Source organism: Brucella haematophila, from assembly GCF_005938105.1.
Classification (GTDB): domain Bacteria; phylum Pseudomonadota; class Alphaproteobacteria; order Rhizobiales; family Rhizobiaceae; genus Brucella; species Brucella haematophila.
This window is the reverse complement of sequence record NZ_VCPE01000026.1, coordinates 1-24,458: the sequence shown is the minus strand read 5'-3', so window position 1 is coordinate 24,458 and position 24,458 is coordinate 1. Positions and strand designations below refer to the sequence as shown.

Sequence of the window (24,458 nt, the reverse complement as noted above, 5' to 3'; positions counted from 1 at the left end):
GCAAGAAAAGTACGCCGCTAAAGCAGCCCTTCAAGGCGCAATTTTGGCACAATTTCCCCCCGCTACTCGCCGAGCGTCCAAACCCCGGCAGATTTGCAGGGTATCGCTGGAAACACTCTGGACGCAAAGCCGAAGGACAGATAAGTGGGGCTTAGGGCGATGTCAACGTTGCTCAACAGGCCGGAAATCCCGCTCTTTCGTGACAGGGTGGCGGTATCCGGGCCAAATTCCGCCGCATTCATCGGGCCGGTAAGCGGTCTCGAAGGAGAGAATCTCATATGAAAGCCATTCTCAAAGCCCCTTATCGCAAGGCTCTCGCTGTTCTTGCGGCATCCGTTGCCCTCGCAAGCTTTTCCGGCGCGGCCTCGTTCGCGCAGGACGCGGCGCCCAAGCCTGCGGATGCAGCTCAGACCGCAGCCGCTCCGGCTGAAAAAGAAGATCCGGCAAAGGTTCTGGCAACCGTCAACGGCAAGGACATCACTGTCGGTGACGTCGATCAGGCCGCTGGCGATCTCGATCCGCAGTTTGCCCGTCTTCCGGCTGAACAGCGTCGTCTGGCAGCCTTGGCCGCGCTGATCGACATCAAGGCGATGTCGGCGGAAGCGGAAAAGGAAAAGCTCGACCAGACCGACGCGTTCAAAGCCCGTCTGGCTTTCCTGCGTGAACGCGCCCTGCACAACGAATATTTCAAGGACGCCATCGTCGACAAGATCAGCGATGCCGATATTCGCGCTCGCTACGACAAGGAAATTGCCGCGATGCCGCCTCAGGTTGAGGTGCGTGCGCGTCACATTCTCGTGAAGACGAAGGAAGAAGCGGAAGCCATTATCAAGAAGCTCGCCGGTGGTGCGAAGTTCGAAGATCTGGCCAAGGAAAGCTCCACGGACGGTTCCGCTGCCAATGGCGGCGATCTCGGTTATTTCACCGAGGGCCAGATGGTTCCGGAATTCGAAAAGGCAGCCTTTGCGCTCAAGCCTGGCGAATATACGAAGGAGCCGGTGCAGACCCAGTTCGGCTTCCACGTCATTCAGCTCGAAGACCGCCGCACCAAGCAGCCGCCTGCATTCGATCAGGTCAAGGAACAGATCCGTTCGATCATTCTGCGTGAGCGTTATGTCGAAACGGTCAAGAAGCTCCGCGACGGGATGAAGATCGACTACAAGGATCCGGCCGTCGAAAAGGCGATGAAGGATGCAGCCGCCGCACAGGATGCTGGCGATACGGGCGACGCGCCTGAAGGCGAACAGCCGCAGCAATAAATTTCCTAAAAAGCTAAAACGCCCCGGTCTTCCGGGGCGTTTTTCATTGTATCTGCCGTTTATGCTTGATTTTGTCCCGCAAACATTTCCAATGCGCCAGAATCAAGACTATCGATGAACCATCGAACCGAACATCCTGAACCGACCCCTTTTGAGGCACTCATGTCTGCGTCCGTTTCTCCGCTCGCTCCAAAACATTACCCGTCCATGCCTGCCATCGACGGTGTGCGCATTGCTACTGCCGCTGCCGGTATCAAATATAAGGGGCGGACCGATGTGATGCTGATGGTGTTCGACCGTCCAGCGGAAGCCGCAGGCGTGTTCACCCGTTCGCTCTGCCCGTCGGCGCCGGTCGATTTTTGCCGCAAGAACCTCGTTCACGGCAAGGCACGTGCTGTCGTGGTCAATTCGGGCAATGCCAATGCCTTTACCGGCGTGAAAGGCAAGGCCGCAACCGAGGCGACGGCGGAAGCTACCGCAAAGGCCGTTGGCTGCAGCACGACCGATGTGTTCCTGGCTTCGACCGGTGTGATCGGCGAGCCGCTCGATGCGAGCAAATTCTCGCACCTGCTCGGCGACATGAACAAGGACGCGGTCGAGGATTTCTGGACCGAGGCTGCCAAGGCCATCATGACCACGGACACCTATCCGAAGGTCGCCACCGAAACCGTGCTGCTGGGCAAGGTTCCCGTCACGATCAACGGCATCGCCAAGGGCGCGGGCATGATCGCACCGGACATGGCGACCATGCTGTCCTTCATCGTGACCGATGCACCGATCAAGGCTGATGTGCTGCAAAGCCTGCTCTCGAAGGGCGCAAACAAGAGCTTCAACGCGGTGACTGTCGATAGTGACACCTCCACCTCCGACACGCTGATGCTGTTTGCAACCGGTGCTGCGGCTGGTCGCGGCGCGCCGAAGATCACGGATGTCTCCGACAAGCGCCTGAAGGAATTCAAGAAGGCGCTGAAGCGCGTTCTGAAGTCGCTGGCCTTGCAGGTTGTGCGTGACGGTGAAGGCGCACGCAAGATGATCGAAATCGAAGTGACGGGTGCCAAGTCGTCGGCTTCCGCCAAGAAGATCGCGCTCTCCATCGCCAATTCGCCGCTGGTCAAGACCGCTGTGGCAGGTGAAGACGCCAATTGGGGTCGTGTTGTGATGGCTGTCGGCAAGGCAGGTGAACCGGCTGATCGCGACAAGCTCGCCATTTCGTTCGGCGATATTCGCGTTGCCTATCAGGGCGAGCGCGATCCTGCTTATTCCGAACAGGCAACCTCCGCCTATATGAAGGGCGAGGATATCCGCATCCATGTCGATCTTGGCATTGGTCGCGGCGAAGCCACTGTCTGGACCTGCGATCTCACCAAGGAGTATGTGGCGATCAATGGCGACTACCGCAGCTAAGGCCCGAGATATTCGGGTTCCAGCGGCCTGCAAATAGCACTCTTTTGCGCTTCCGGTGCTCATGTACCTTAAAGTACACTCCGCTCCGGTTCTCAAAGAGCACTATTTTCGGCACGCTGTCCCTCCGAATCTCAACGGGCCTGGAGCGCATTCCGAAAAGTGCAAAGCAGTTTTCGGATAAGATGTGCGAAAAAAAGTTAGAGCGGTTGCAACGTTCAACCTTCTGAAACCGCTCTAGGCCCCAGCCGACAGATGTTGAATTGCTTTCAGGAATTCCGATGACCAAACCAAGTCTTGCCATTGTCCGCCAGCTCGAAGCCGTAGGTTTCCGCGCCTGGCCCGCCACGTCGGTTCATTACGACGGAACATGGGCGATCCGCATGACGGCAGCGCATTCCTCCAAGCGTTTGAACTCGATCAATCCGCTCGATCCGGGTGACACGCGGGATATTCCAACCCGCGTGGAGCTGGCGGCACAGCGTTTCCGCGCTTATGGCCGTGTGCCTTGTTTCCGGCTTTCGCCACTCGCGCCTGTCGAACTTGAAAATTATCTCGAAGGACTCGGCTGGAAGCGGCAGGACGAAACCATCGTCATGACCTGCAATCTGGCCGAGACTGACCTGTCGAGTGAAATCGACCAGATTCCGCTGAAGGATATTGGCCGTTTTGTCGATGCGTCCTTGTCCATTCACGAACGCCCGGAAGAGATGCGTCCCGGCATGTCAGAAATTCTGGACGGTATCCGTCCGAACAAGGGTATGTTCGTGCTGGAAGAAGGCGGACGTGCGGTGTCCGATGTACTGTGCGTGCAGGATGGCGTCATGGCCGGGTTGTTCGATGTCGGCACCTTGCCGGCTGCTCGCCGCAAAGGCTACGGCCACAGTGTCGTCGGCTCGGCGCTCAAATGGGCGGCGAAGCTTGGCGCAAAGACTGCATGGCTGCAGATCGAGGCGCAAAACGTTGCCGGTCTCGCGCTTTATGAACGCTTCGGCTTTCAGGAAGCCTATCGTTATGCCTATCGGGAGAGCAACGAGAAATGAGCGAAGTGAAGAGCCGCCGCATTCTTCTCGTTGCAGCCTGTGCGCTGGTGGATTCTGATGGGCGCGTGCTGCTGGCACAACGCCCGGAAGGCAAGCAGCTCGCGGGCCTGTGGGAGTTTCCCGGCGGTAAGGTCGAGCCGGGTGAAACGCCCGAGGAAACGCTGATCCGCGAATTGCAGGAAGAAATCGGCATCACGACGAAGGTTGCTTGCCTCGCGCCTTTGACCTTTGCGAGCCACACCTATGATGATTTTCATCTGCTGATGCCACTTTATGTCTGCCGTCGTTTTGAAGGCATTGCGCGGGGTCTGGAAGGGCAGGCGCTGAAATGGGTCCGCCCGAAGGATATGCGCGATTATCCGATGCCTCCGGCGGATGAACCCTTGATCCCGTTCCTCATCGATCTTCTATAGTTTTCGAAAATCCGGATTGCTTATCAACAGCTGTGAAAAAGCTGACAATTTCTTACGATTAATGCAGTCGGTTAATCTCTGATTCACTCCGTTGCGGCATTCTCGAATGGGAGCCGCTCCGGAGTCTAGTATCATGAGTTTCGATAACAATTATTTCAGTGCCGATCACAACGAATATGCGCCCACCACTTTGACGAAAGCGGGGCGTGGTTTTCTGCGTCTCGTGTTGTTGTTTGGTTCTGCCGCTGCGGCGATGGCGCTGATTATTGTTCCGATCCTCAACGAACAGGCCGCCAAGGTTGCGGCCCAGTCCGTTCTGCCCGCAGGCATCGACCGGACGATGACCGGCTCTATCAAGCGCGATGCAGGCAACCAGCCCCAAGGTGCGGTTCAGACCTATACCGTGCGCAAGAGCGTTCTCCAGCCCCACCCGAATTCGGTTTGCGTCATTGATGTGGATGGAAGCCATCGCGGCGATTGCTGACACGACAGCTGCATTTTTGGTGAATTTGCAGCTATCGTGTGGGTCTATTCGTCTTCCGCTTTCTTCAGCGCATCGGCCAGCGACGCTTTGGCCGAGCCGGGCTTGAGCGGCTTTTGCTGCGATTCATGCGGTGCCCATCCAGATAACCAGATAATCGAGAATGTCGCGCGGATGCGTCCATCCGGATCGCTGAAGCGTTCCGCGTAGATTTCCGCCGCCCGCAAGAACAGCCGTTTCGATACCGGACGGCGCGAGCGGTCGCGCACGATGTTCTGCATGCCCATGGCGCGCAGATCGGCCATCAGATTGAACAGGGAATCATAGCGCACGGTCACGTTTTCCACGTCGGTCACCGGCAGTGCAAAGCCGGCGCGCTGCAACAGACCGCCGACATCGCGCACATCCGCAAACGGAAAAACGCGTGGCGATGCGCCGCCTGTCAGTTCGATTTCCGCCTGCAACAGGCTTTCACGCAATTCGCCGAGCGTCCCGCTGCCGCTCAGAGCTGCCAGAAAAAGCCCGTCGGGCTTCAGCGCGCGGGCAATCTGCACCATGGCGCCCGGCGTGTCGTTGGTGGCGTGCAACGCCATCAATGATACGATGAGATCGGCGCTGCCCTGTTTGATCGGCAGCAGTTCCTCGTCGCCGACGACTGCCGGAAACGGGCCTTTCAGGAAATCCGCATCGCGTTCCACGCGCAAAACGGTATCCGTCTTGCCGGAGAAGGCGATAGCCTCAGCTGCAAGACCGTTGTGGCCTGCAAGATCAATGGCCACCGGAAAGCGGCGCTCGACAGCATCCAGACGGTCCGCAAGGTCTTCGGCCACGCGCCGCAACAGAAAATCGGCACCCGGTTCGGCGCGCCGGAATGCGCGGCGGCGAAAGGCAAGCTGTAGATCGCGGTCGAAGATCGCGCTTTCGGGGGCGGGCATGGAATCTGTCTTTTCTTTTGCTACGCGGCGTATAGTGTAATTGCGGGCATAGATGCATTCGAACGGGGGCGAATGCAATGGCGGATGACGATACACCGCATCAAACCTTTTTGCGCAGGCTTTACACCCGCGCGTGCTTTGCTGCGCGCTATCTGGCTCTCACGACCGCCAATCTGCTGTTTCCGGCAAGCTGTGCGGGTTGCAAGGCACATGTCTCGCAGCCCGGCACATTATGCCCGACATGCTGGTCGGAGCTGCGCTTTATCGAACGGCCTTACTGCCCGGTGCTGGGTGTGCCGTTTGGTCATGATTTTGGTGACGGCTTTTTGAGTGCGGAGGCGATTGCTGATCCGCCACCGTTCCGCCGGCTGCGGTCGGCGGTTCTGCATCGCGGTGCCGCGCAGCGCATGGCAGTGGCTTTGAAATTCCATGACAGGACCGATCTGGCTCCATGGATGGCGCGCTGGATGCAGCGGGCTGGCCGCGAATTGCTGGATGAATGCGATGTAATCCTGCCGGTGCCGCTGCACCGCTGGCGCTTCTGGCAGCGCCGTTTCAACCAGTCTGCCGAGCTGGCGCGGGCGCTGGCAAGGTCGAGCGCCTTGCCCTTTGCGCCGCAAGCCCTGAACCGTATCCGTCGCACCGAGCAGCAGATCGGGCTTGGCTCCAAGGAGCGCAAACGCAATGTGGATGGTGCTTTCCGTGTGCCGAAAGAGCAGGAAATTCATGTGCGCGGGCGTCGTGTCCTGCTGATCGACGATGTTTATACGACGGGCGCAACAGTAAAGGCGGCAACGCGCGCCTTGCTGCGCGGCGGTGCAAAAAGCGTTGATGTTCTTACGTTCAGCCGGGTGCTGCCCGATTGAAACTTGCGGGCAAGAACAAGCCAGCACACACCGTCGTGAAACCTACAGGGTCTTCCAGAGCGGAGCGTTGCCGACTATATAGTGGGGCAACGAATGGAGTTTTTCATGGTTGATGTTACCATCTATACCCGCCCCGGCTGCCCTTATTGCTCGCGTGCGGTTGATCTTCTGACCCGCAAGGGCGTTGAGTTCAATGAAATCAACGCAGGCGCCACGCCGGAACTGCGCGCCGAAATGCAAGAGCGTTCTGGCCGCAACACCTTCCCGCAGATTTTCGTCGGCTCTGTCCATGTCGGCGGCTGCGATGATCTCTTTGCGCTCGATGGTGAGGGCAAGCTCGACGGTCTGCTCAAGACCGGCGAACTGAACTAATTTTATAACGGGGGAGAAACCGATGAGCACGTTCCGCGCTGCCGCACTACAAATGCGTTCCGGCACCGATGTTGTCCGCAATATCGAGGCTTTGGAGAAACTTGTCGCTGATGCGGCAGCCAAGGGCGCGACTTACGTGCAATCTCCCGAAATGACCGGCGCGATGATGCGTGATCGGGTGGCGTTCAAGGCCAGCCTGCGTGACGAAGCCAACGACCTGGTTTTCAAGGCGGCTTCGGCGCTGGCAGCAAAGCACGGTATCTTCCTGCATATCGGTTCTACGGCCATTGATGCCGGCGATGGCCGGATTGCCAATCGCGCCGGATTGTTTACGCCATCGGGCGAAAAGCTCGTGACCTATGACAAGATTCATATGTTCGATGTCGATCTCGATAATGGCGAAAGCTGGCGCGAATCGGCAACCTATGAACCGGGCAAGGAAACCGTCATTGCCGAACTGCCTTTTGCCAATATTGGCATGGCGATCTGCTATGACATTCGCTTCCCGCAGCTTTTCCGTGCACAGGCGCTGGCTGGCGCCAATGTGATTACCGGGCCTGCGGCCTTCACCAAGCAGACCGGCGAGGCGCACTGGCATATTTTGCAGCGTGCGCGCGCTATCGAAAATGGCGCATTCCTGATCTCGGCTGCGCAGGGCGGATTGCACGAGGACGGTCGTGAAACCTATGGGCATTCGATCATCGTTTCGCCCTGGGGCAAGGTGTTGGCGGAAGCCGCCCATGACGAACCGGCTGTGATCGTTGCCGATATCGATGTTGCCGAGAGTGCGGCGGCGCGTGGCAAGGTGCCGAATTTGAAGAATGCCCGCGAGTTTACCGTCAAGACGGTGACCGCAAAACAGAATGAGGATGCATAACTCCATGATCCGCTTTTCGCTTCATTGCGATAACGGCCATGAATTCGAGGGCTGGTTCCGCGACAATGCCGATTTCGATCGGCAGTCGGAGATGAAATTCGTCTCCTGTCCGGTCTGCAATTCGCATCAGGTGCAAAAAGCCTTGATGGCGCCTGCCGTCTCCACGGCAAGGGCTAAGGAAAAGATCGCGATGGCGCTGGGCGAAGCCCAGAAGAAGGTTCTCGAAGAAATGCGCGATCTCAGCCGCAAGGTCCGTGACAATGCGGATTATGTCGGTGACAAATTTGCTGAGGAAGCGCGCAAGATCCATTTCGGCGAAACGGAGCAGCGTGGCATCTATGGCGAAGCGTCGCGCGAGGACGTGCATTCACTGCTTGAAGATGGTGTCGAAGTGATGCCATTGCCGGTCTTTCCAGAAGATCAGAATTAGGTCACCTGTTCGTCATGACAGCACGGCAGGGGAGGCCGGGTGCATGAAATTGATGGAGTCTGCCTCCTTTCTGCTTCTGGCCACCGGCACCCTGCTGGGGCTTATTCTGCCTCTGGGAAAGATCGCTGCGCAGGCGGGCATTCCGCCTGCCATGTGGACCTTTCTGTTTTCCGCCAGTGCTGGGGTGATTCTGTTCGCCGTTCTGCTTTTGCGGGGAAAAAGCCTCGGCTTTTCCGGCGGGCGCGCACGCTATTATGTCTGCACCGCAATCATCTCCTATGCCTTGCCCAATCTTTTGATTCTGTCGGCGATCCCGCGTCTCGGCGCTGGTTTCACGGGAATCATGTACACGCTGTCGCCGGTTATCACGCTGGTGATTTCAATGGGCTTCGGCTTGCGACGCCCCAACGCGCTGGGCATTGGCGGCATTGTCGTCGGCTTTATCGGCGCGATTCTTGTGGCGTTGACACGCGGCGAGGTCGGCAAGCCCGCTGATTCGCTCTGGGTTGCCGCCGCCTTGCTCATTCCGGTGTTTCTCGCCTGCGGTAATGTCTATCGTACGCTGGACTGGCCGAAAAATTCCGATCCGACGGAGCTTGCAGCAGGCAGCCATCTGGCTTCCGCCATCATGCTCTTTGCGGGCATCCTGCTGTTCACCGGCGGTTTTCCAGTTGAGACATTCGCGCTTGCACCATGGGCTGCAACTGCGCAGGCGATTGCGTCCGCGGGAATGTTCGCGCTGTTCTTCCGGCTACAGGCAGTGGGTGGACCGGTTTATCTCAGCCAGATCGGCTATGTGGCCGCAGCGCTCGGTCTCATTTCCGGCACGCTGTTTCTGGGCGAGCATTATCCGCTGCTTACCTGGGTCGGCGCAGCCGTTATCGCGGTTGGCGTGGCGATGACCACGCGCGCCCAGAAAAGCTGATTGCTGAATCCGATTACTCTGGCCGCTCGGCCAGAACCATATAATTCACATCTGTATCGCGGGAACGGCTCCAGCTGTCGGCAAGCGGATTATAGGTCACGCCCAGCTTGTCGATGAGGCGCAGGCCGCCTTTGGCAAGGGCGGATTCGAGTTCTTCCGGACGCACAAGCTTTTCATATTGATGCGTGCCGTGCGGCAGCCAGCGAAGCACATATTCCGCACCGATAATCGCCAGACCATAGGCTTTCAGGGTGCGGTTGATAGTGGCGACGAACATCAGCCCGCCCGGCTTCACCATTTCGCTGGTCGCGGACATGAACAGATCGACGTCTGAAACATGCTCGACCACTTCCATGTTCAAAACCACATCGAATTTCTCGCCAGCTTCGGCCAGAGCTTCCGCCGTCGTGGCGCGATAATCGACCTCGACGCCGCTTTGCGCAGCGTGGATTTTCGCAACCTCGATATTGGTGGTCGAGGCATCCGCGCCGATCACGGTTGCACCGAGACGCGCCATCGGCTCGCAGAGAAGACCGCCGCCGCAACCGATATCGAGCAGGCGCAGTCCTTCGAAGGGGCGCGGTGAATTCGGGTCGCGGTTGAACTTGGCGCAGATTTTTTCCTTGATATAGGCAAGGCGCGTTGGATTGAATTTGTGTAACGGGCGGAACTTGCCCTGTGGGTTCCACCATTCCGCGGCAATGCGCGAGAAATGCTCGATCTCGGAAGCGTCGATGGTGGTGCGGGCAGTCTCGGTCATTTCAATCTCCAGGAGCGGAAGCGTGCAATCCTGCTCTCAAGGTAGCGCCTCAAAGTCAAGGTGCAAATCAAATTCCGGCATTCCTGCCCCTATCGGGACGTTCTTGCGAATCGCGGCCTTGCGGAACCGCGACATATTAGCTATGTGACCCCGGGTTTGCCTGTCGCAAGATTATAAGGTTTGGGCAGGTGAGAGTGTAATTTTCAAAATAGCGGGACGTATCCTTAAATGGCGCGCATCGTGATGAAATTCGGCGGCACTTCGGTGGCCGATCTGGAACGCATCTATAATGTGGCGCGCCACGTCAAACGCGAGGTCGAGGCGGGCAATCAGGTTGCTGTTGTCGTCTCGGCCATGTCCGGCAAGACCAATGAGCTGGTCAACTGGGTGCAGAACATGCCGAAGGTATGTGGCGCCAGTTCGCCTTTCTACGATGCGCGTGAATATGACACCATCGTCGCTTCCGGCGAACAGGTGACGAGCGGCCTTCTGGCCATCGCGCTTCAGTCGGTTGGTGTCGATGCGCGTTCGTGGCAGGGCTGGCAGATTCAAATCAAGACCGACAATGCGCATGGCGCGGCTCGTATCCAGGACATCGACGGTTCGGAAATCATCCGCCGCATGGAAATGGGTCAGGTTGCCGTTGTGGCTGGTTTCCAGGGCCTTGGCCCGGATAACCGCATCGCGACGCTCGGACGCGGCGGTTCGGACACATCGGCTGTGGCTGTTGCCGCAGCGGTGAAGGCTGATCGCTGCGATATCTATACCGATGTAGACGGCGTCTACACGACCGATCCGCGCATCGAACCAAAGGCGCGCCGCCTGCCGAAGATTTCCTTCGAAGAAATGCTGGAAATGGCTTCACTTGGCGCCAAGGTTTTGCAAGTGCGCTCGGTCGAACTCGCCATGGTGCACAAGGTACGCACCTTTGTGCGCTCGAGCTTTACGGACCCCGATGCGCCGGGCATGGGTGATCCGATCAACCCGCCCGGAACGCTTATTTGCGACGAGGATGAAATCGTGGAACAGCAGACCGTCACAGGTATCGCCTTTGCGAAAGATGAAGCTCAGATTTCGCTGCGGCGCGTGGCCGACCGGCCGGGTGTGTCGGCAGCCATTTTCGGCCCGCTCGCCGAAGAGCACATCAATGTCGATATGATCGTTCAGAACGTGTCGGAAGACGGTTCCAAGACCGACATGACCTTCACGATCCCGACCGGCGACATCGACAAGGCGTTGCGCGTTCTCGACAAGGTCAAGGGTGAAATCGGCTTCGACAACATCCAGTCCGAAACGGGCCTCGCCAAGATTTCCGTGATCGGCATCGGCATGCGCAGCCATGCGGGCGTTGCCGCCACCGCCTTCAAGGCGCTGGCCGAAAAGGGCATCAACATTCGCGCCATCACGACGTCGGAAATCAAGATCTCGATCCTGATTGACGGCCCTTATGCCGAACTGGCCGTGCGCACGCTGCACGCCGTCTATGGTCTCGACAAGTCGTAATCCATTGATGGCTGATATTAAGCCGGCATAAAATCCGGCTTTTATTAAACCGTTTTGAAACAATGCCGCGCCCTTGAATGGATCGCGGCATTTTTTCGTTCCAGAACCTGGCATAATTTCTGCTTAAAGCACTAGACGGCAGTGTCAAAAATGCTCACAAAGGGGTTGGCGTAACGCGTCGCGGGCGGGTAATGGGAATCGGTCGGCGAAAGCGGGCCACCAGTCCGAACGGCTTTCGGTAGTACGGAGCAAGCAAAGCCGTTTTCTCTTTATTCGCCGCAGTTCGCACGGAAAGCCGCTTCACCTCGGTGCCGAAACTGCACAAGAGGAGTGTCCGACGATCATGCGCGATCAGACAACCGGTCCCCGCGTGCTGCTGAAGCGGTTGCGCGAATTGATGGCTGAGCCGCTTGAGCCGCAGCCGCGCCTTGACCGGATCGTTCGTGAAATCGCGCAAAATATGGTCGCGGAAGTCTGCTCCTTCTACGTGCTTCGTGCTGACGGCGTTCTCGAACTCTATGCCACCGAAGGTTTGAACCCGCAGTCGGTCCACCTGGCGCAATTGCGTCTGGGGCAGGGCCTTGTCGGCACCATTGCCGCAAGCGCGCGTCCGTTGAACCTCACCGATGCGCAAAGCCATCCAGCCTTCGCCTATCTCCCGGAAACGGGCGAAGAAGTGTATAATTCCTTCCTCGGTGTTCCCGTGCTGCGCGCAGGCCGCACCATGGGCGTTCTCGTCGTGCAGAACCGCACCAAGCGCGCCTATCGTGAAGACGAAGTCGAAGCGCTTGAAACCACCGCCATGGTGCTGGCCGAAATCATCGCGTCTGGCGACGGGCTGAAGCTTGTGCGCCCCGGTATCGATCTCGATATGGGCCGCCCGATGAGCGTGACCGGGCTTGCCTTCAATGACGGCATCGGTCTCGGTCATGTCGTGCTGCATGAGCCGCGCATCGTCGTCACCAATCTCTTCAACGAGGATAGCCAGGCTGAGCTGGCCCGTCTGGATCAGGCGCTGGGTTCCCTGCGCATTTCCATCGATGACATGCTGTCGCGCCGCGATGTTGCGATCGAAGGTGAGCATCGCGAAGTGCTGGAAGCCTATCGCATGTTTGCGCATGATCGTGGCTGGGTGCGTCGTCTGGAAGAGGCGATCCACAACGGTCTGACCGCCGAGGCAGCCGTCGAGAAGGTACAGAGCGACACGCGTGCGCGCATGATGCATCTGTCCGATCCTTATATGCGGGAACGTCTGTCGGATTTCGACGATCTCGCCAATCGTCTGCTGCGCCAGCTGATGGGCCGCGACATCAAGACGATGGCCGAATCGCTGGTCAAGGATGCCATCATCGTTGCGCGTTCCATGGGCGCTGCCGAGTTGCTGGATTATCCGCGCGAGCGTTTGCGCGGCGTGGTGCTGGAAGACGGCGCTGCCACCAGCCATGTGGTGATCGTGGCCCGCGCTATGGGCATTCCGGTCGTTGGGCAGGCCAAGGGCGCTGTTTCCATGGCTGAAAACAACGATGCGGCTATCGTCGATGGCGACGAGGGCGTGGTGCATCTGCGACCGCAGTCCGATCTCGAATCAGCCTATGCGGAAAAGGTCCGTTTCCGCGCCCGGCGTCAGGCGCATTATCGCGAATTGCGCGACAAGCCTGCCTTGACCAGGGACGGTGTCGATATTTCGCTTTTGATGAATGCAGGCCTTCTGGTCGACCTGCCGCAACTTGCGGCCTCGGGCGCTTCGGGCATCGGCCTGTTCCGCACCGAGCTGCAGTTCATGGTCGCCTCGACCTTCCCGCGGGCAGAGCAGCAGGAGCGGCTCTATCGTTCGGTCATGGAAGCGTCGGGCGACAAGCCGGTTACGTTCCGCACGCTTGATATCGGCGGCGACAAGGTGCTGCCTTACTTCAGCGCATCGGCGCAGGAAGAAAATCCCGCGCTTGGCTGGCGCGCTATCCGCCTCACGCTGGATCGTCCGGGTCTGCTGCGCACCCAGTTGCGCGCGCTTTTGAAAGCGGCAGGCGGACGTGAATTGAAGCTCATGCTGCCGATGGTGACAGAAGTTGCCGAAGTGAAGGCGGCGCGCGAGATCATCGAACGCGAGGTTCGTCATCTGTCGCGGTTCGCGCATTCGCTGCCGACGCGGATGAAGCTTGGCGCGATGGTGGAAGTTCCAGCCCTGTTGTGGCAGCTGGACGAGCTGATGACGGCGGTTGATTTCGTCTCCGTCGGCTCCAATGATCTGTTCCAGTTCCTGATGGCGGTGGATCGCGGCAATTCGCTGATTTCCGGTCGTTTCGACCAGCTTTCTCCGGCTTTCCTGCGGACGCTGCGCCACATTGTCGATACGGGTAACCGGCACAACACACCGGTCACGCTCTGCGGTGAAATGGCGGGACGCCCGCTGACGGCCATGACGCTGATCGGCCTCGGTTTTCGCTCCATCTCCATGTCGGCTGCTGCCATCGGCCCGGTCAAGGCGATGCTCGGCGCGCTGGATACAACGAAGCTGAATGCGCTTCTCAATGAAGAGCTGGACAAGCCGAATGTCGCGCATTCGCTGCGCGAACTGATGCTTCGATTTGCAGAAGACAACGATATTCCGTTATAGCAAGGCAAATTGCATAGAATGACCGGGTGTGGCGCGGGACGCGGCGCGCCCGGTTTCGCACATTTGCATTCGGACGATGATTTTTAGGACATGACATGATCGCATTGCCGCAGGACCGGATGGACCAGCTCTTGAAGCGGTTCTCGATGATCGAAAGCCAGATGGCGGACAATCCGGATTCGGAAACTTATGTGAAGCTCGCTTCCGAATATTCCGAGTTGCAGGAAGTCGTCGGCAAGATTCGCGAATTGAGCGATGCGCGTGCCGAAGCGAAAGATCTGGCCGCCATGCGCGACGACGCGTCGACCGATGCCGAAATGCGCGCATTGGCTGTCGAGGAATTGCCGGAAGTCGAAAAGCGCGTCGAGGCGCTGGAGCAGGAAGTACAGATTCTGCTTCTGCCCAAGGATGCAGCCGACGAAAAGAACGCCATTCTCGAAATTCGCGCCGGTACCGGCGGACTGGAAGCAGCGCTTTTCGCAGGCGATCTCTTCCGCATGTATGAGCGTTATGCCAGCGAGAAGGGCTGGCGCGTCGAGCTGGTCTCGGCCAGCGAAGGCGATGCGGGCGGCTACAAGGAAATTATCGCGACGGTTTCCGGCAAGGGCGTGTTCTCGAAGATGAAGTTCGAATCGGGCGTGCATCGTGTGCAGCGCGTACCGGAAACCGAAGCTGGCGGGCGCATTCATACGTCAGCTGCGACCGTGGCCGTGCTGCCAGAGGCCGAAGACATCGATATCGAGATCCGCAACGAGGATATCCGCATCGACACGATGCGCGCATCGGGTGCTGGCGGACAGCACGTCAACACGACGGACTCAGCGGTGCGCATTACCCATATCCCCACCGGCATCATGGTAGTTCAGGCGGAAAAATCCCAGCACCAGAACCGCGCTCGCGCCATGCAGATCCTGCGTGCCCGCCTTTATGACATGGAGCGTCAGAAGGCTGAAAGCGAACGCTCGGAAGCGCGCCGCAGCCAGGTCGGCTCCGGTGACCGTTCGGAACGTATCCGCACCTATAATTTCCCGCAGGGCCGCGTTACTGATCACCGCATCAACCTGACGCTCTACAAGCTCGACCGCGTGATGGAAGGCGACCTCGACGAATTGGTCGATGCGCTGATTTCCGATCACCAGACCGCGCTTTTGACCGAACTGGGCGCCTGAGCGTGAGCGGCGAGCGTCTCGACGTTCTGGCAGCACAGGCCCGGCGGCAATTGCGCGATGCCGGGTTGGAAACGCCTGATCTCGATGCGCGGCTGCTGATCGAATGGACGACGGGCACGACACGGCTCGATCTGATTTCCGCACCGGACAGACTGATCGAAGCCGAGCGCGTCGAAATGTTGCGCGCGGCGCTGGAGCGCCGTGCCAAAGGCGAACCCGTGCATCGCATTATCGGCGTTCGCGAATTTTATGGACTGCCATTCCGGCTTTCTGCTGCAACGCTTGAACCGCGCCCGGACACGGAAGCGCTGATCGAACTGGTCATCCCACCGCTTGAGATGCTTGTTGCCGAGCATGGTGCCGTCGAACTCCTCGATATGGGCACGGGCACCGGGGCGATTGTAATCTCGCTTCTGCATCGCTTCGAGACATTGCATGGCATTGGTCTCGATGTGTCGGAAGGCGCGCTGGCGACGGCACGAATCAATGCTGCGATCAACGATGTCGGCCAGCGTTTCGCCGCACTGCGGAGCGACTGGTTCGCCAATGTCAGCGGACGGTTTCATATGATCGTCTCAAACCCGCCCTATATTCCGCATGAAGACATTGCCGGTCTGTCGCGTGAAGTGCGTGAGCACGATCCTCTTGCGGCGCTGGATGGCGGCCAGGATGGACTGGATTTTTACCGGGCCCTTGCAGAACAGGCAGTAGAGTACCTATATGATGGCGGTATGGTTGCCGTAGAAATCGGCGCCGGACAATTCCAGGATGTGAAAGCGCTGTTTGAGCAAGCGGGTTTTGAACTCGCAAACGATGCGCGTGATCTGGGCGGCCATAGAAGGGCCATGCTTTTTGCGCAAAAATCATAAACGAAATTTTGATACCCAACGGCGCGAAAAAACACTTGGAATTTGCCGCGAAGCCGTTTAGTTTCCGGCCACCGTATACAGCCAGAATGGTTTTGCCCGCTTTTTAGAGGGCCGTGGCGGAAATGCTCCATGACGATTTGAGGTCATGCTCTCCCGGGGTCTAAGCCTTTGGAGATGGCTCGTACGGAAGTACACGACTTTCAGGCATGGTCCCGAAGAGCGATGCTTTTCGGCGTGGACCTTGCACAATGCAACCGTCAGGTTCCGGCCATCCATCTGGATATGCGGAGCCGAGAAGCATGTCGCGGAAAAGTGGGAACGGTTTTCCGGGGACGACATGCATAAAAGCAACCCCTTAATGTGCGTCAGGCGAACAGTTTGAAATGCGACGCGCTTTAAGAATAGTCGATGTGTAGGAAGTTTTAGGGCGTGCTTCCTCCATGGCTCAATAGCAAGAAACAGGCGACCTTTTTCGTCGCGACGTTTCTGCGCCCTTTAATCTGAAAAGAGATGAATATGAGGCCAGCACAGCAGAACAGGCGTATGCGCGGACGGGGGAATAACAATAACAACAATAATAACAACAACCGCAAGGGCCCCAATCCTCTGTCGCGTAATTACGAAAGCAACGGACCTGACGTAAAGATCCGTGGCAATGCGCAACATATTGCAGAAAAATATTCGACACTCGCTCGTGACGCGCAGGCTTCTGGCGACCGGGTGATGGCTGAAAACTACCTTCAGCACGCTGAACATTACAATCGCATCATTATGGCTGCCATGGCGCAGAACCCGGTGCCGTTCCAGCGCGAAGAAACCTTCGACGATGACGGCGCTGATGATGACGACACTGGCTTCACGCCAGCAGTCGCCGTCGAGCCGCGTCCGGTAAGCGGTTCCGGTCCGCAGCCGGTCATCGAAGGCACGCCTGCCGAAGTCGTTTACGGCGAGGAAAGCGGCGAAAGCCGTCAGCCGCGTGAGCGTGACAATCGCGATCGTCGCCTTGGCCGCGGACGCCGCCCGCAGCGCGAACGCTTCAATGCCGAAGAGCGCCCGGAAGCGCAGGCCGGTGAAGCAGGCGAACAGCCCGCGGCAGAAGCTCCTGTGGAAGTAGCAGAACCAGCTCCGGTCGCTCGTGCTGCCAAGGCTGCTCCGGCGGCTGTGGAAGCGGCACCCGTTGAGGCTCCGGTGGAAGCACCCGTCGAAGCGAAGGCCGATGACGAAGCTGCACCGCGTCGCGCTACCCGCCGTCCGGGTCGTCCGCGCCGTGTTGCGAAGGATCAGGATGCCGGCAGCGATACGCCAGTAACCGAACCTGTCGATTCCGACGCTTAAAGCGCGTTTCGATCTGAATGAATCAGATCGGCGCTCTAAGCTTCTATATATCGAGCATAGTCTTATCGATCCTCGTTTCACTCCGGTCGGATTATGCTCTGAAGCTTTCGGTATAGGATTTGAAAATGGCGCGGTTTTCCGCGCCATTTTTATTTGGCCGCACGGGCGTTGTTCACCCTTGCCGAAAGCTGGTCATAGTCCCATATCCTGTCTTGGAAAGACATGAAGCCCGCCCATGCGGGGGCTTCGTCACCCAACATCTTCCGGTGCCTATTCAGGGCTGGAGGGCAAAAGGAGACACTATATGAATATCGAGAAATACACGGAACGCGTTCGCGGTTTCATTCAGTCGGCGCAGACTTTTGCGCTTTCTTCAGGCAATCAGCAGTTCACCCCGGAACATATTCTGAAAATTCTCGTCGATGATGACGAGGGTCTGGCCGCATCGTTGATCGAGCGGGCTGGTGGACGCATTGCCGATGTGCGCCTTGGTTTGCAGAGCGCATTGGAAAAGCTGCCGAAAGTTTCAGGCGGTAACGACCAGCTCTATCTCTCGCAGCCGCTGGCCAAGGTTTTCACCCTGGCCGAAGAGCTTGCCAGCAAGGCGGGCGACAGCTTTGTCACGGTCGAACGGCTGTTGACGGCGTTGGCAATCGAGAAATCCGCAAAGACATCTGAAATTCTTGCCGCAGCCGGTGTGACACCGACGGCGTTGAACAAGGTCATCAACGATATGCGTAAGGGCCGCACTGCCGATTCTGCTTCCGCCGAAAGCAATTACGACGCACTGAAGAAATATGCGCGCGATCTGACCGAAGATGCTCGCAACGGAAAGCTTGATCCGGTGATCGGCCGCGATGAAGAAATTCGTCGCACGATTCAGGTTCTGTCGCGCCGTACCAAGAACAATCCGGTGCTGATCGGTGAGCCGGGCGTCGGCAAGACGGCCATTGCCGAAGGTCTGGCGCTGCGCATCGTGAATGGTGACGTGCCCGAATCGCTGAAGGACAAGCAGTTGATGGCGCTCGACATGGGCGCGCTGATTGCCGGGGCGAAATATCGCGGCGAGTTCGAGGAACGCCTGAAGGCAATCCTGTCGGAAGTTCAGACGGCTGCCGGTCAGGTTATTCTCTTCATCGACGAGATGCACACGCTTGTCGGTGCAGGCAAGACCGATGGCGCGATGGATGCGTCCAACCTGCTCAAGCCTGCGCTGGCCCGTGGTGAATTGCACTGCGTCGGCGCGACCACGCTGGAAGAATATCGCAAATATGTCGAGAAGGACGCCGCACTTGCGCGTCGTTTCCAGCCGGTCTTCGTGGACGAACCGACAGTCGAGGACACGATCTCAATCCTGCGCGGCCTGAAGGAGAAATACGAGCAGCATCACAAGGTGCGCGTATCAGACTCGGCGCTTGTCGCAGCCGCAACGCTGTCGAATCGCTACATCACCGACCGCTTCCTGCCCGATAAGGCTATCGACCTTGTCGATGAGGCTGCGTCGCGTCTGCGTATGCAGGTCGATTCGAAGCCGGAAGAACTCGACGAGATCGACCGCCGCGTCATGCAGCTCAAGATCGAGCGCGAAGCCCTGAAGGTGGAAACCGATGCCGCTTCGAAGGATCGTCTGGTGCGTCTTGAAAAAGAGCTGACCGATCTGGAAGAGGAATCAGCTGAACTGACCGCCAAGTGGCAGTCGGAAAAGCAGAAGCTCGGTCTTGCTGCCGATCTCAAGCGTCAGCTTGAAGAAGCACGCAATGCTTTGGCCACTGCACAGCGCAACGGTGAATTCCAGAAGGCTGGTGAGCTTGCTTATGGCAAGATTCCGCAGCTTGAAAAGGAACTCGCCCAGTCGGAAAGCCAGGAGAACAAGGGTTCTTTGCTGGAAGAGACGGTTACGCCGGAACATGTGGGCCAGGTGGTTTCGCGCTGGACGGGTATTCCGGTTGACCGGATGCTCGAAGGCGAGCGCGAAAAGCTGCTGCGGATGGAAGACGAGCTTGCAAAGCGCGTCATCGGTCAGGGTGAAGCCGTTCAGGCGGTTTCCAAGGCTGTTCGCCGTGCACGTGCGGGTCTTCAGGATCCAAATCGGCCTATCGGTTCGTTCATCTTCCTCGGCCCAACGGGCGTGGGCAAGACCGAACTGACCAAGGCGCTGGCTTCGTTCCTGTTCCAGGACGACACCGCGATGGTGCGTATCGATATGTCGGAATTCATGGAGAAGCACTCCGTGAGCCGCCTGATTGGTGCACCTCCCGGCTATGTCGGTTACGAAGAAGGCGGCACGCTGACGGAAGCTGTGCGGCGTCGGCCATATCAGGTGATCCTGTTCGATGAGATCGAAAAGGCGCATCCCGATGTGTTCAATGTGCTGTTGCAGGTTCTGGACGATGGGCGTCTGACCGATGGTCAGGGGCGCACGGTCGATTTCCGCAACACGGTCATCATCATGACGTCCAACCTTGGTGCCGAATATCTCGTCAATCTGGGCGAGAAGGACGATGTCGAGAGCGTTCGTGACGAGGTCATGGGTGTGGTTCGGGCGGCCTTCCGGCCGGAATTCCTGAACCGTGTCGATGAAATCATCCTGTTCCACCGGCTGCGCCGCGAGGATATGGGTGCAATCGTCGATATCCAGTTGCAGCGTCTCCAGACCTTGCTCACCGATCGCAAGATCGCCTTGGAGCTGGCAGAGGATGCCCGCGAATGGCTTGCCAACAAGGGATATGATCCGGCTTACGGCGCACGTCCTTTGAAGCGCGTGATCCAGAAGGAAGTCCAGGATCCGCTCGCCGAGCGTATTCTGCTGGGCGACATTCTGGACGGTTCGCTCGTCAAGATCACTGCCGGTTCGGACAGGCTCAATTTCCGTCCGGTTCGCGGTGCTCTGGAACCCGATCCGAAGAATGAAGGCGTAGAAACCTGACATTCGATTTGCTCTAACAAAGCGCCGCAGTCGCGAGATTGCGGCGCTTTTTATTGGCTTTAATCAATTCGGGCCGGATGTATCACAATGCCCGAAGAAATTTTGCAGATACAAATTTCATAAAACTTGTCGTCACTTGGCCATTTTCATGTCCAGTTCATCTGGCATCTGCTGTTACTCGGATAATCAGTTATTAACCATATTCACTGCATCCATGATCTGACGATCCGATTGAACGTCTGAAATTACGGGCACCTGGGACTTCCTCCATGACGCATTCCATACGCATGCTTCGTTTCGCATTGTTTGCTTCTGCGGCTCTTCCCGCCACGGGTGCCGGTGCTTTTGCAGAAGAAAACCGTGACGCTACGCTCACGGAAGCTCCGGTGCAGCTGGCGCAACTCTACGATCCGGGCGAAGAGGTCTATCACGACCGCCGCGTGCGCGTGTACATCGACCAGTATGGTCGGCGCGTGACGATGGATCGTCGTGGCCGTATCATCAGCGTTGAGGATGCGAATACCTATGATCGCAACAGCTATGGCGGTCACAACAGCCGCCGTGATCCGCAGCAAGACGATAACTGGACACTGAACGGCCCGGTTGATGGCGGCTCGCCTTATGACGGCTTCAGCAATGTGCCGGAAGACCCGAATTATTATCCCGCCGCGCCGTCCGATCCGAGCTATCGCGGCAATCAGGACGGTCAGGTGCAGCGTTCGGAACTGCCGCCGTCGGGCGAAAACTATCCCGACAATACCGGCACCAATTCCGCGAGCATTGATCAGAACTATAACGGGCAGGATTACAGCCAGCCCGGTTACGAGCAGCCGCAGAATGTGCCGAAGTCCAGTGACATGGCCCCTGCAATCGAAATGCCGAAAGGCGAGGGCGCCAAGGCCAAGATTGCAGCCTTCCAGGTGCTGCTGGATCGTGCAGGCGCATCGCCCGGCGTTATCGATGGCCGTTCTGGCAGCAATGTCGACAAGGCCGCCGCCGCTTATGGCGAACTGACTGGAAAATCCATCAGCCCGAAGGACGATGCAGCAGTCAATGCCGAGCTTGAAGCAACGGGCGGTGCCGCGTTTTTTGAATATACGATCACCAATGAGGATGTCGGTCGCCAGTATGTGGCCTCGATCCCGGAAGATTACGCCCATAAGGCGCAGCTTTCTTCTATGGCCTATACGTCGGTGACGGAAATGCTCGGTGAGAAATTCCACATTGATGAAAACTATCTCAAGGAAATCAATCCGGGAGTGAACTTCAATCAGCCCGGTTCCGTGGTGAAGGTGCCAAATCTCGGCAAGCCGGTGCGCGCCAAGGTCGCGAGAATCATCGCCGACAAGGGGCGCAAGCAGGTCCGTGGTTATGATGAAAGCGGTAAGCTGGTCGTGGCTTATCCGTCGACCATCGGCTCATCGGATAATCCGTCGCCGTCCGGCATCGTACAGGTTGAGCGCATCGCGATCAATCCGAACTACACCTATAATCCGAAGATCAACTTCAAGCAGGGCAACAACGACAAGGTTCTGACGATCCCGCCGGGTCCGAATGGGCCGGTTGGTACGGTCTGGATTGCACTTTCCAAGCCGACTTACGGCATCCATGGAACGCCGGAGCCCTCCAAGATCGGCAAGACGTCGAGCCATGGCTGCGTGCGATTGACGAATTGGGACGCGGAAGAACTCGCCAAGCTCGTCAAGGCAGGCGTCACCGTCGAGTTTTCCGAATAGTTCAACCTCTATTGGTCAAACAAAAAAGCCGGGTGAGCATTTTGCTTTCCCGGCGTTTTTATTTATCCCTTTGTCGAGGCGTTGGCGGCCAGCTTGGTGCTGTTGTCGTCGCTGTTCAAAAGCGTGTCGATGCGATCCCGCTCCTGCTTGAAGGCTTCAAGCTCTTTGCCCTTCAAAGCTTTGTTGTCCGGCAGGCGGATGCGAAGCGGGTCTACCTTGGTGCCGTTGACGATCATTTCATAATGGAGATGCGGGCCGGTCGAGAGGCCGGTCGAACCGACATAGCCGATCACCTGACCCTGACGCACTCTTGAACCGGCAGACACACCGCGCGCAATTGCATTCTGGTGGCTGTAGCTGCTGACATAGCCATTGGCATGACGAATCAGGGTCTGATTGCCATAGCCGTTGGTCCAGCCTGCCTTTTCTACAACCCCGTTACCCGTTGCGATGATTGGCGTACCGCGCGGTGCGGCCCAATCGACGCCGGTATGCATGCGGCTATAGCCAAGAATCGGGTGGCGGCGCATGCCAAATGGCGAACGGAACACGCCATTGGGTACCGGATTGCGCAGCAGGAACTGCTTTGCGCTCTTTCCGCCCTCGTCGAAGTAATCGACACCACCGTCCGGCGCCTGATAGCGGTAGAATTTCCGGGTCGTGCCGCTGAAGGTTGCCGCCACATAGAGAAGCTGTGAATCGCTGTCTGCCTTGTCCGGATCATCGGGCTCGTCCGGCAGCGAGAAGAAAGCGTCAATATTGTCGGTCGGCGTCAACTGCGCCTGAAGATCCACGTCGGTGGCCAGCATTTTGACGAGCTGCTCGCGCATCGTTTCCGTCATGCCATAGGCAAGGGCTGCGCGGCTGATGCCGTCATAGACATTGGGCAGATTGCCCCGGATAGCGCTGGGGATCGCATTGCCGTCGAAAGCCGTCTGCAACAGAGGCGTTTCTTCGGGTTCATCCGATGGAACATATTGCTGGCGGTCGTTCAGTGTGACCGTCACGAGATGCGTGGTGCGATTATAAATGCTTGCACGAACGATGCGGTCCTGCCCGTTGCGGGTTTCAGTTCCCACGCGCAAGATACTGCCTTGCTTCAGGCGCGGCGAATTCATCATCTTGGCGAGCGCATCGACCATGTTCGATGTGTCTTCGCCGGTATAGCCCGCATCTTCGAGCGCCTGCGCGATATCTGCGGTTTGCCGGAAGGGGATCAACTCTTCTGAAAAGCCGTCGTCGGTCTGCTCGTCATTCGCCTTCGGGGCGACGCTGACATTTTCCTGCGTAATCTTCACGCCGAGCGCCGGGCCGAGCGCATAAGGAGAATCATTGCCGCCAAAGCGGGCCGGATCGACATAATGCAGTGAGGCAACCTGAACATCGCCGTCGGTCAACAATCCGCCGGTATCGCGAACAACCTTCTCCACCTCATCAACCGACAGATCGCTTGATGCGTCAAAGGTTGCGCTGTTCAGCGGAAAATCGACGACGTGAAGACTGACTTCACTTTCAACCTTGGCACCATAAATCTGGCCGGTGTCAGCCGGTTGCGGGGCCGTTGGGCCTTCAGAGAATACAGTCAGCGCATCGAATGCCGGATATTTGCGGCTGGTCGGATGATCAACCGCCAGCGCCATGCTCACCAGTTCGAACGGGCGGGTGCGGATAACTTCGCGTTCGCCAACTTTCTGCATGGTGGAAAGATCAAACCGGCGGCGGTCGCGCGGCTGCTGCGCCGAAACCGTGCTGACGAGACGGCTACCCTTGGTGACTGCGTTTTCCTCGGCGGTACTTGGCATATCATTGCGGGCAAGAATTTCGGGCGGGGTCGCCAATTGCTCGCGCCCGTCAAGGGCCGCGAAAAGAGCAACGCCAATCAGCATGCAGGAGGTAACGCCAGTCAGGAAGGTGCCGGCAAGCCAGCGTGCCGAAACTTCGCGCCGATCTGGAGGCCGCCGCCGTCCGCCAACGCTCAGCGGGGGCTCGTCACCCGGATCGAGATTATTCGGCCCCATATCCTTCATACTGCTATAGTCGGCCCTTCTTCTAAACCTGATGGCACGAAAACGTGCTTGAACATCGCTTGTCAGAAAAGCGACTTATGCGCTGATCCGATGCTAAGGTGTCTTCCTTTGTCTATGGAAGGCTCCCAAACGGGCATCAGAGTTTTGCCTGCCGTTGACGCGTAAGTCAATGACGAGGCGGACAAACGCCGATATCCACAATGCCATCGGGTTGGCTATAAGCTGGATGCAGTACGGCTAAATTTCGAATTTCGCGGAAACTAGTTTTTTATTGAGGCTGGTTTGTGGCCCGACATTCCGCAACGTCATGTTTCGCACCCTATATATAGAGTGGCAAAAACTAGGGATTTGACACCCTGTGGAAAGCTGTCAAAAAAATATCAAAAAACTTCACAACCCTTGTTGACAGTTTGGATTAGTCCGCCCTATATAGCGCCACAACGAGGGCGGCGACGCTGCTAGCGGCAGGTTGCTTCGTCCTTGAGTTCTGGTGAAAGTGGTTGACTTAGTGTTGGCT

The 24,458-nt window shown here is 57.9% G+C and carries 20 protein-coding genes; 17 read left to right on the top strand and 3 right to left on the bottom strand.

Going from position 1 to position 24,458, the window contains the following annotated elements; all coding sequences use genetic code 11:
* The first annotated feature begins 278 nt into the window (after positions 1–278).
* The 5 genes from FGI60_RS24535 to FGI60_RS24515 all read left to right on the top strand — a co-directional run bounded on the left by FGI60_RS24535 (position 279) and on the right by FGI60_RS24515 (position 4,600).
* Positions 279–1,259 carry a peptidylprolyl isomerase gene (locus FGI60_RS24535; protein WP_138787377.1) on the top strand — a complete coding sequence of 327 codons (981 nt, stop codon included), beginning with the start codon at positions 279–281 and terminating at the stop codon, positions 1,257–1,259.
* Between the two features lie 162 nt (positions 1,260–1,421).
* Entirely contained in the window at positions 1,422–2,663 is a 1,242-nt protein-coding gene (gene argJ, locus FGI60_RS24530; protein WP_113534765.1) for a bifunctional glutamate N-acetyltransferase/amino-acid acetyltransferase ArgJ, read from the top strand.
* Positions 2,664–2,941: 278 nt separating this feature from the next.
* The gene (locus tag FGI60_RS24525; RefSeq protein WP_138787376.1) at positions 2,942–3,703 is read left to right on the top strand and encodes a GNAT family N-acetyltransferase; all 762 of its coding nucleotides are present in this window, start codon (positions 2,942–2,944) and stop codon (positions 3,701–3,703) included.
* Positions 3,700–4,116 (top strand): 8-oxo-dGTP diphosphatase MutT, encoded by a 417-nt coding sequence (mutT, locus tag FGI60_RS24520; protein ID WP_078341032.1) that lies wholly within the window; start codon positions 3,700–3,702, stop codon positions 4,114–4,116. Before FGI60_RS24525 ends, mutT begins: the two co-directional genes overlap by 4 nt.
* Positions 4,117–4,249: 133 nt before the next feature.
* Entirely contained in the window at positions 4,250–4,600 is a 351-nt protein-coding gene (locus tag FGI60_RS24515; protein WP_138787375.1) for a hypothetical protein, read from the top strand.
* Positions 4,601–4,644: 44 nt separating this feature from the next.
* Here FGI60_RS24515 and FGI60_RS24510 read toward each other — a convergent pair whose 3' ends face one another.
* Positions 4,645–5,532, bottom strand: coding sequence for a methyltransferase domain-containing protein (locus FGI60_RS24510; RefSeq protein WP_138787374.1), 888 nt, complete (start codon positions 5,530–5,532; stop codon positions 4,645–4,647).
* 77 nt (positions 5,533–5,609) lie between these two features.
* On the opposite strand from FGI60_RS24510, the gene FGI60_RS24505 reads away from it, so the two are divergent.
* The 5 genes from FGI60_RS24505 to FGI60_RS24485 all read left to right on the top strand — a co-directional run bounded on the left by FGI60_RS24505 (position 5,610) and on the right by FGI60_RS24485 (position 9,002).
* A complete protein-coding gene (locus FGI60_RS24505; RefSeq protein WP_138787373.1) occupies positions 5,610–6,398 on the top strand; it encodes a ComF family protein in 789 nt (262 codons plus the stop codon).
* Between the two features lie 105 nt (positions 6,399–6,503).
* Positions 6,504–6,770, top strand: a complete 267-nt coding sequence (grxC, locus tag FGI60_RS24500; RefSeq protein WP_138787372.1) for a glutaredoxin 3 — start codon at positions 6,504–6,506, stop codon at positions 6,768–6,770.
* A gap of 22 nt (positions 6,771–6,792) precedes the next feature.
* A complete protein-coding gene (locus tag FGI60_RS24495; RefSeq protein WP_138787371.1) occupies positions 6,793–7,647 on the top strand; it encodes a carbon-nitrogen hydrolase family protein in 855 nt (284 codons plus the stop codon).
* Positions 7,648–7,651: 4 nt separating this feature from the next.
* Entirely contained in the window at positions 7,652–8,077 is a 426-nt protein-coding gene (locus FGI60_RS24490) for a DUF1178 family protein (protein WP_138787370.1), read from the top strand.
* A 43-nt stretch (positions 8,078–8,120) separates the two neighbouring features.
* Positions 8,121–9,002 (top strand): DMT family transporter, encoded by an 882-nt coding sequence (locus FGI60_RS24485; protein ID WP_138787369.1) that lies wholly within the window; start codon positions 8,121–8,123, stop codon positions 9,000–9,002.
* A gap of 13 nt (positions 9,003–9,015) precedes the next feature.
* Here the strand turns inward: FGI60_RS24485 and ubiG are convergent, their stop codons facing one another.
* Positions 9,016–9,762 carry a bifunctional 2-polyprenyl-6-hydroxyphenol methylase/3-demethylubiquinol 3-O-methyltransferase UbiG gene (gene ubiG / locus FGI60_RS24480; protein ID WP_138787368.1) on the bottom strand — a complete coding sequence of 249 codons (747 nt, stop codon included), beginning with the start codon at positions 9,760–9,762 and terminating at the stop codon, positions 9,016–9,018.
* Between the two features lie 228 nt (positions 9,763–9,990).
* On the opposite strand from ubiG, the gene FGI60_RS24475 reads away from it, so the two are divergent.
* The 7 genes from FGI60_RS24475 to FGI60_RS24445 all read left to right on the top strand — a co-directional run bounded on the left by FGI60_RS24475 (position 9,991) and on the right by FGI60_RS24445 (position 21,914).
* Positions 9,991–11,265, top strand: a complete 1,275-nt coding sequence (locus tag FGI60_RS24475) for an aspartate kinase (RefSeq protein WP_138787367.1) — start codon at positions 9,991–9,993, stop codon at positions 11,263–11,265.
* 343 nt (positions 11,266–11,608) lie between these two features.
* Positions 11,609–13,879: a phosphoenolpyruvate--protein phosphotransferase gene (gene ptsP, locus FGI60_RS24470; RefSeq protein WP_078341022.1), complete on the top strand. Its 2,271-nt coding sequence runs from the start codon at positions 11,609–11,611 to the stop codon at positions 13,877–13,879.
* A gap of 95 nt (positions 13,880–13,974) precedes the next feature.
* The gene (gene prfA / locus FGI60_RS24465) at positions 13,975–15,048 is read left to right on the top strand and encodes a peptide chain release factor 1 (protein ID WP_138787366.1); all 1,074 of its coding nucleotides are present in this window, start codon (positions 13,975–13,977) and stop codon (positions 15,046–15,048) included.
* A gap of 2 nt (positions 15,049–15,050) precedes the next feature.
* A complete protein-coding gene (gene prmC / locus FGI60_RS24460; protein ID WP_138787365.1) occupies positions 15,051–15,917 on the top strand; it encodes a peptide chain release factor N(5)-glutamine methyltransferase in 867 nt (288 codons plus the stop codon).
* Between the two features lie 516 nt (positions 15,918–16,433).
* Positions 16,434–17,252, top strand: coding sequence for a DUF4167 domain-containing protein (locus FGI60_RS24455; protein WP_138787364.1), 819 nt, complete (start codon positions 16,434–16,436; stop codon positions 17,250–17,252).
* Between the two features lie 304 nt (positions 17,253–17,556).
* Positions 17,557–20,178, top strand: coding sequence for an ATP-dependent chaperone ClpB (clpB, locus tag FGI60_RS24450; RefSeq protein ID WP_138787363.1), 2,622 nt, complete (start codon positions 17,557–17,559; stop codon positions 20,176–20,178).
* Positions 20,179–20,447: 269 nt separating this feature from the next.
* Positions 20,448–21,914 carry a L,D-transpeptidase gene (locus FGI60_RS24445; RefSeq protein ID WP_138787362.1) on the top strand — a complete coding sequence of 489 codons (1,467 nt, stop codon included), beginning with the start codon at positions 20,448–20,450 and terminating at the stop codon, positions 21,912–21,914.
* Between the two features lie 62 nt (positions 21,915–21,976).
* Here FGI60_RS24445 and FGI60_RS24440 read toward each other — a convergent pair whose 3' ends face one another.
* On the bottom strand, positions 21,977–23,941 hold the full coding sequence (locus FGI60_RS24440) for a M23 family metallopeptidase (protein ID WP_138787361.1): 1,965 nt from the start codon (positions 23,939–23,941) through the stop codon (positions 21,977–21,979).
* Positions 23,942–24,458: the final 517 nt, after the last annotated feature.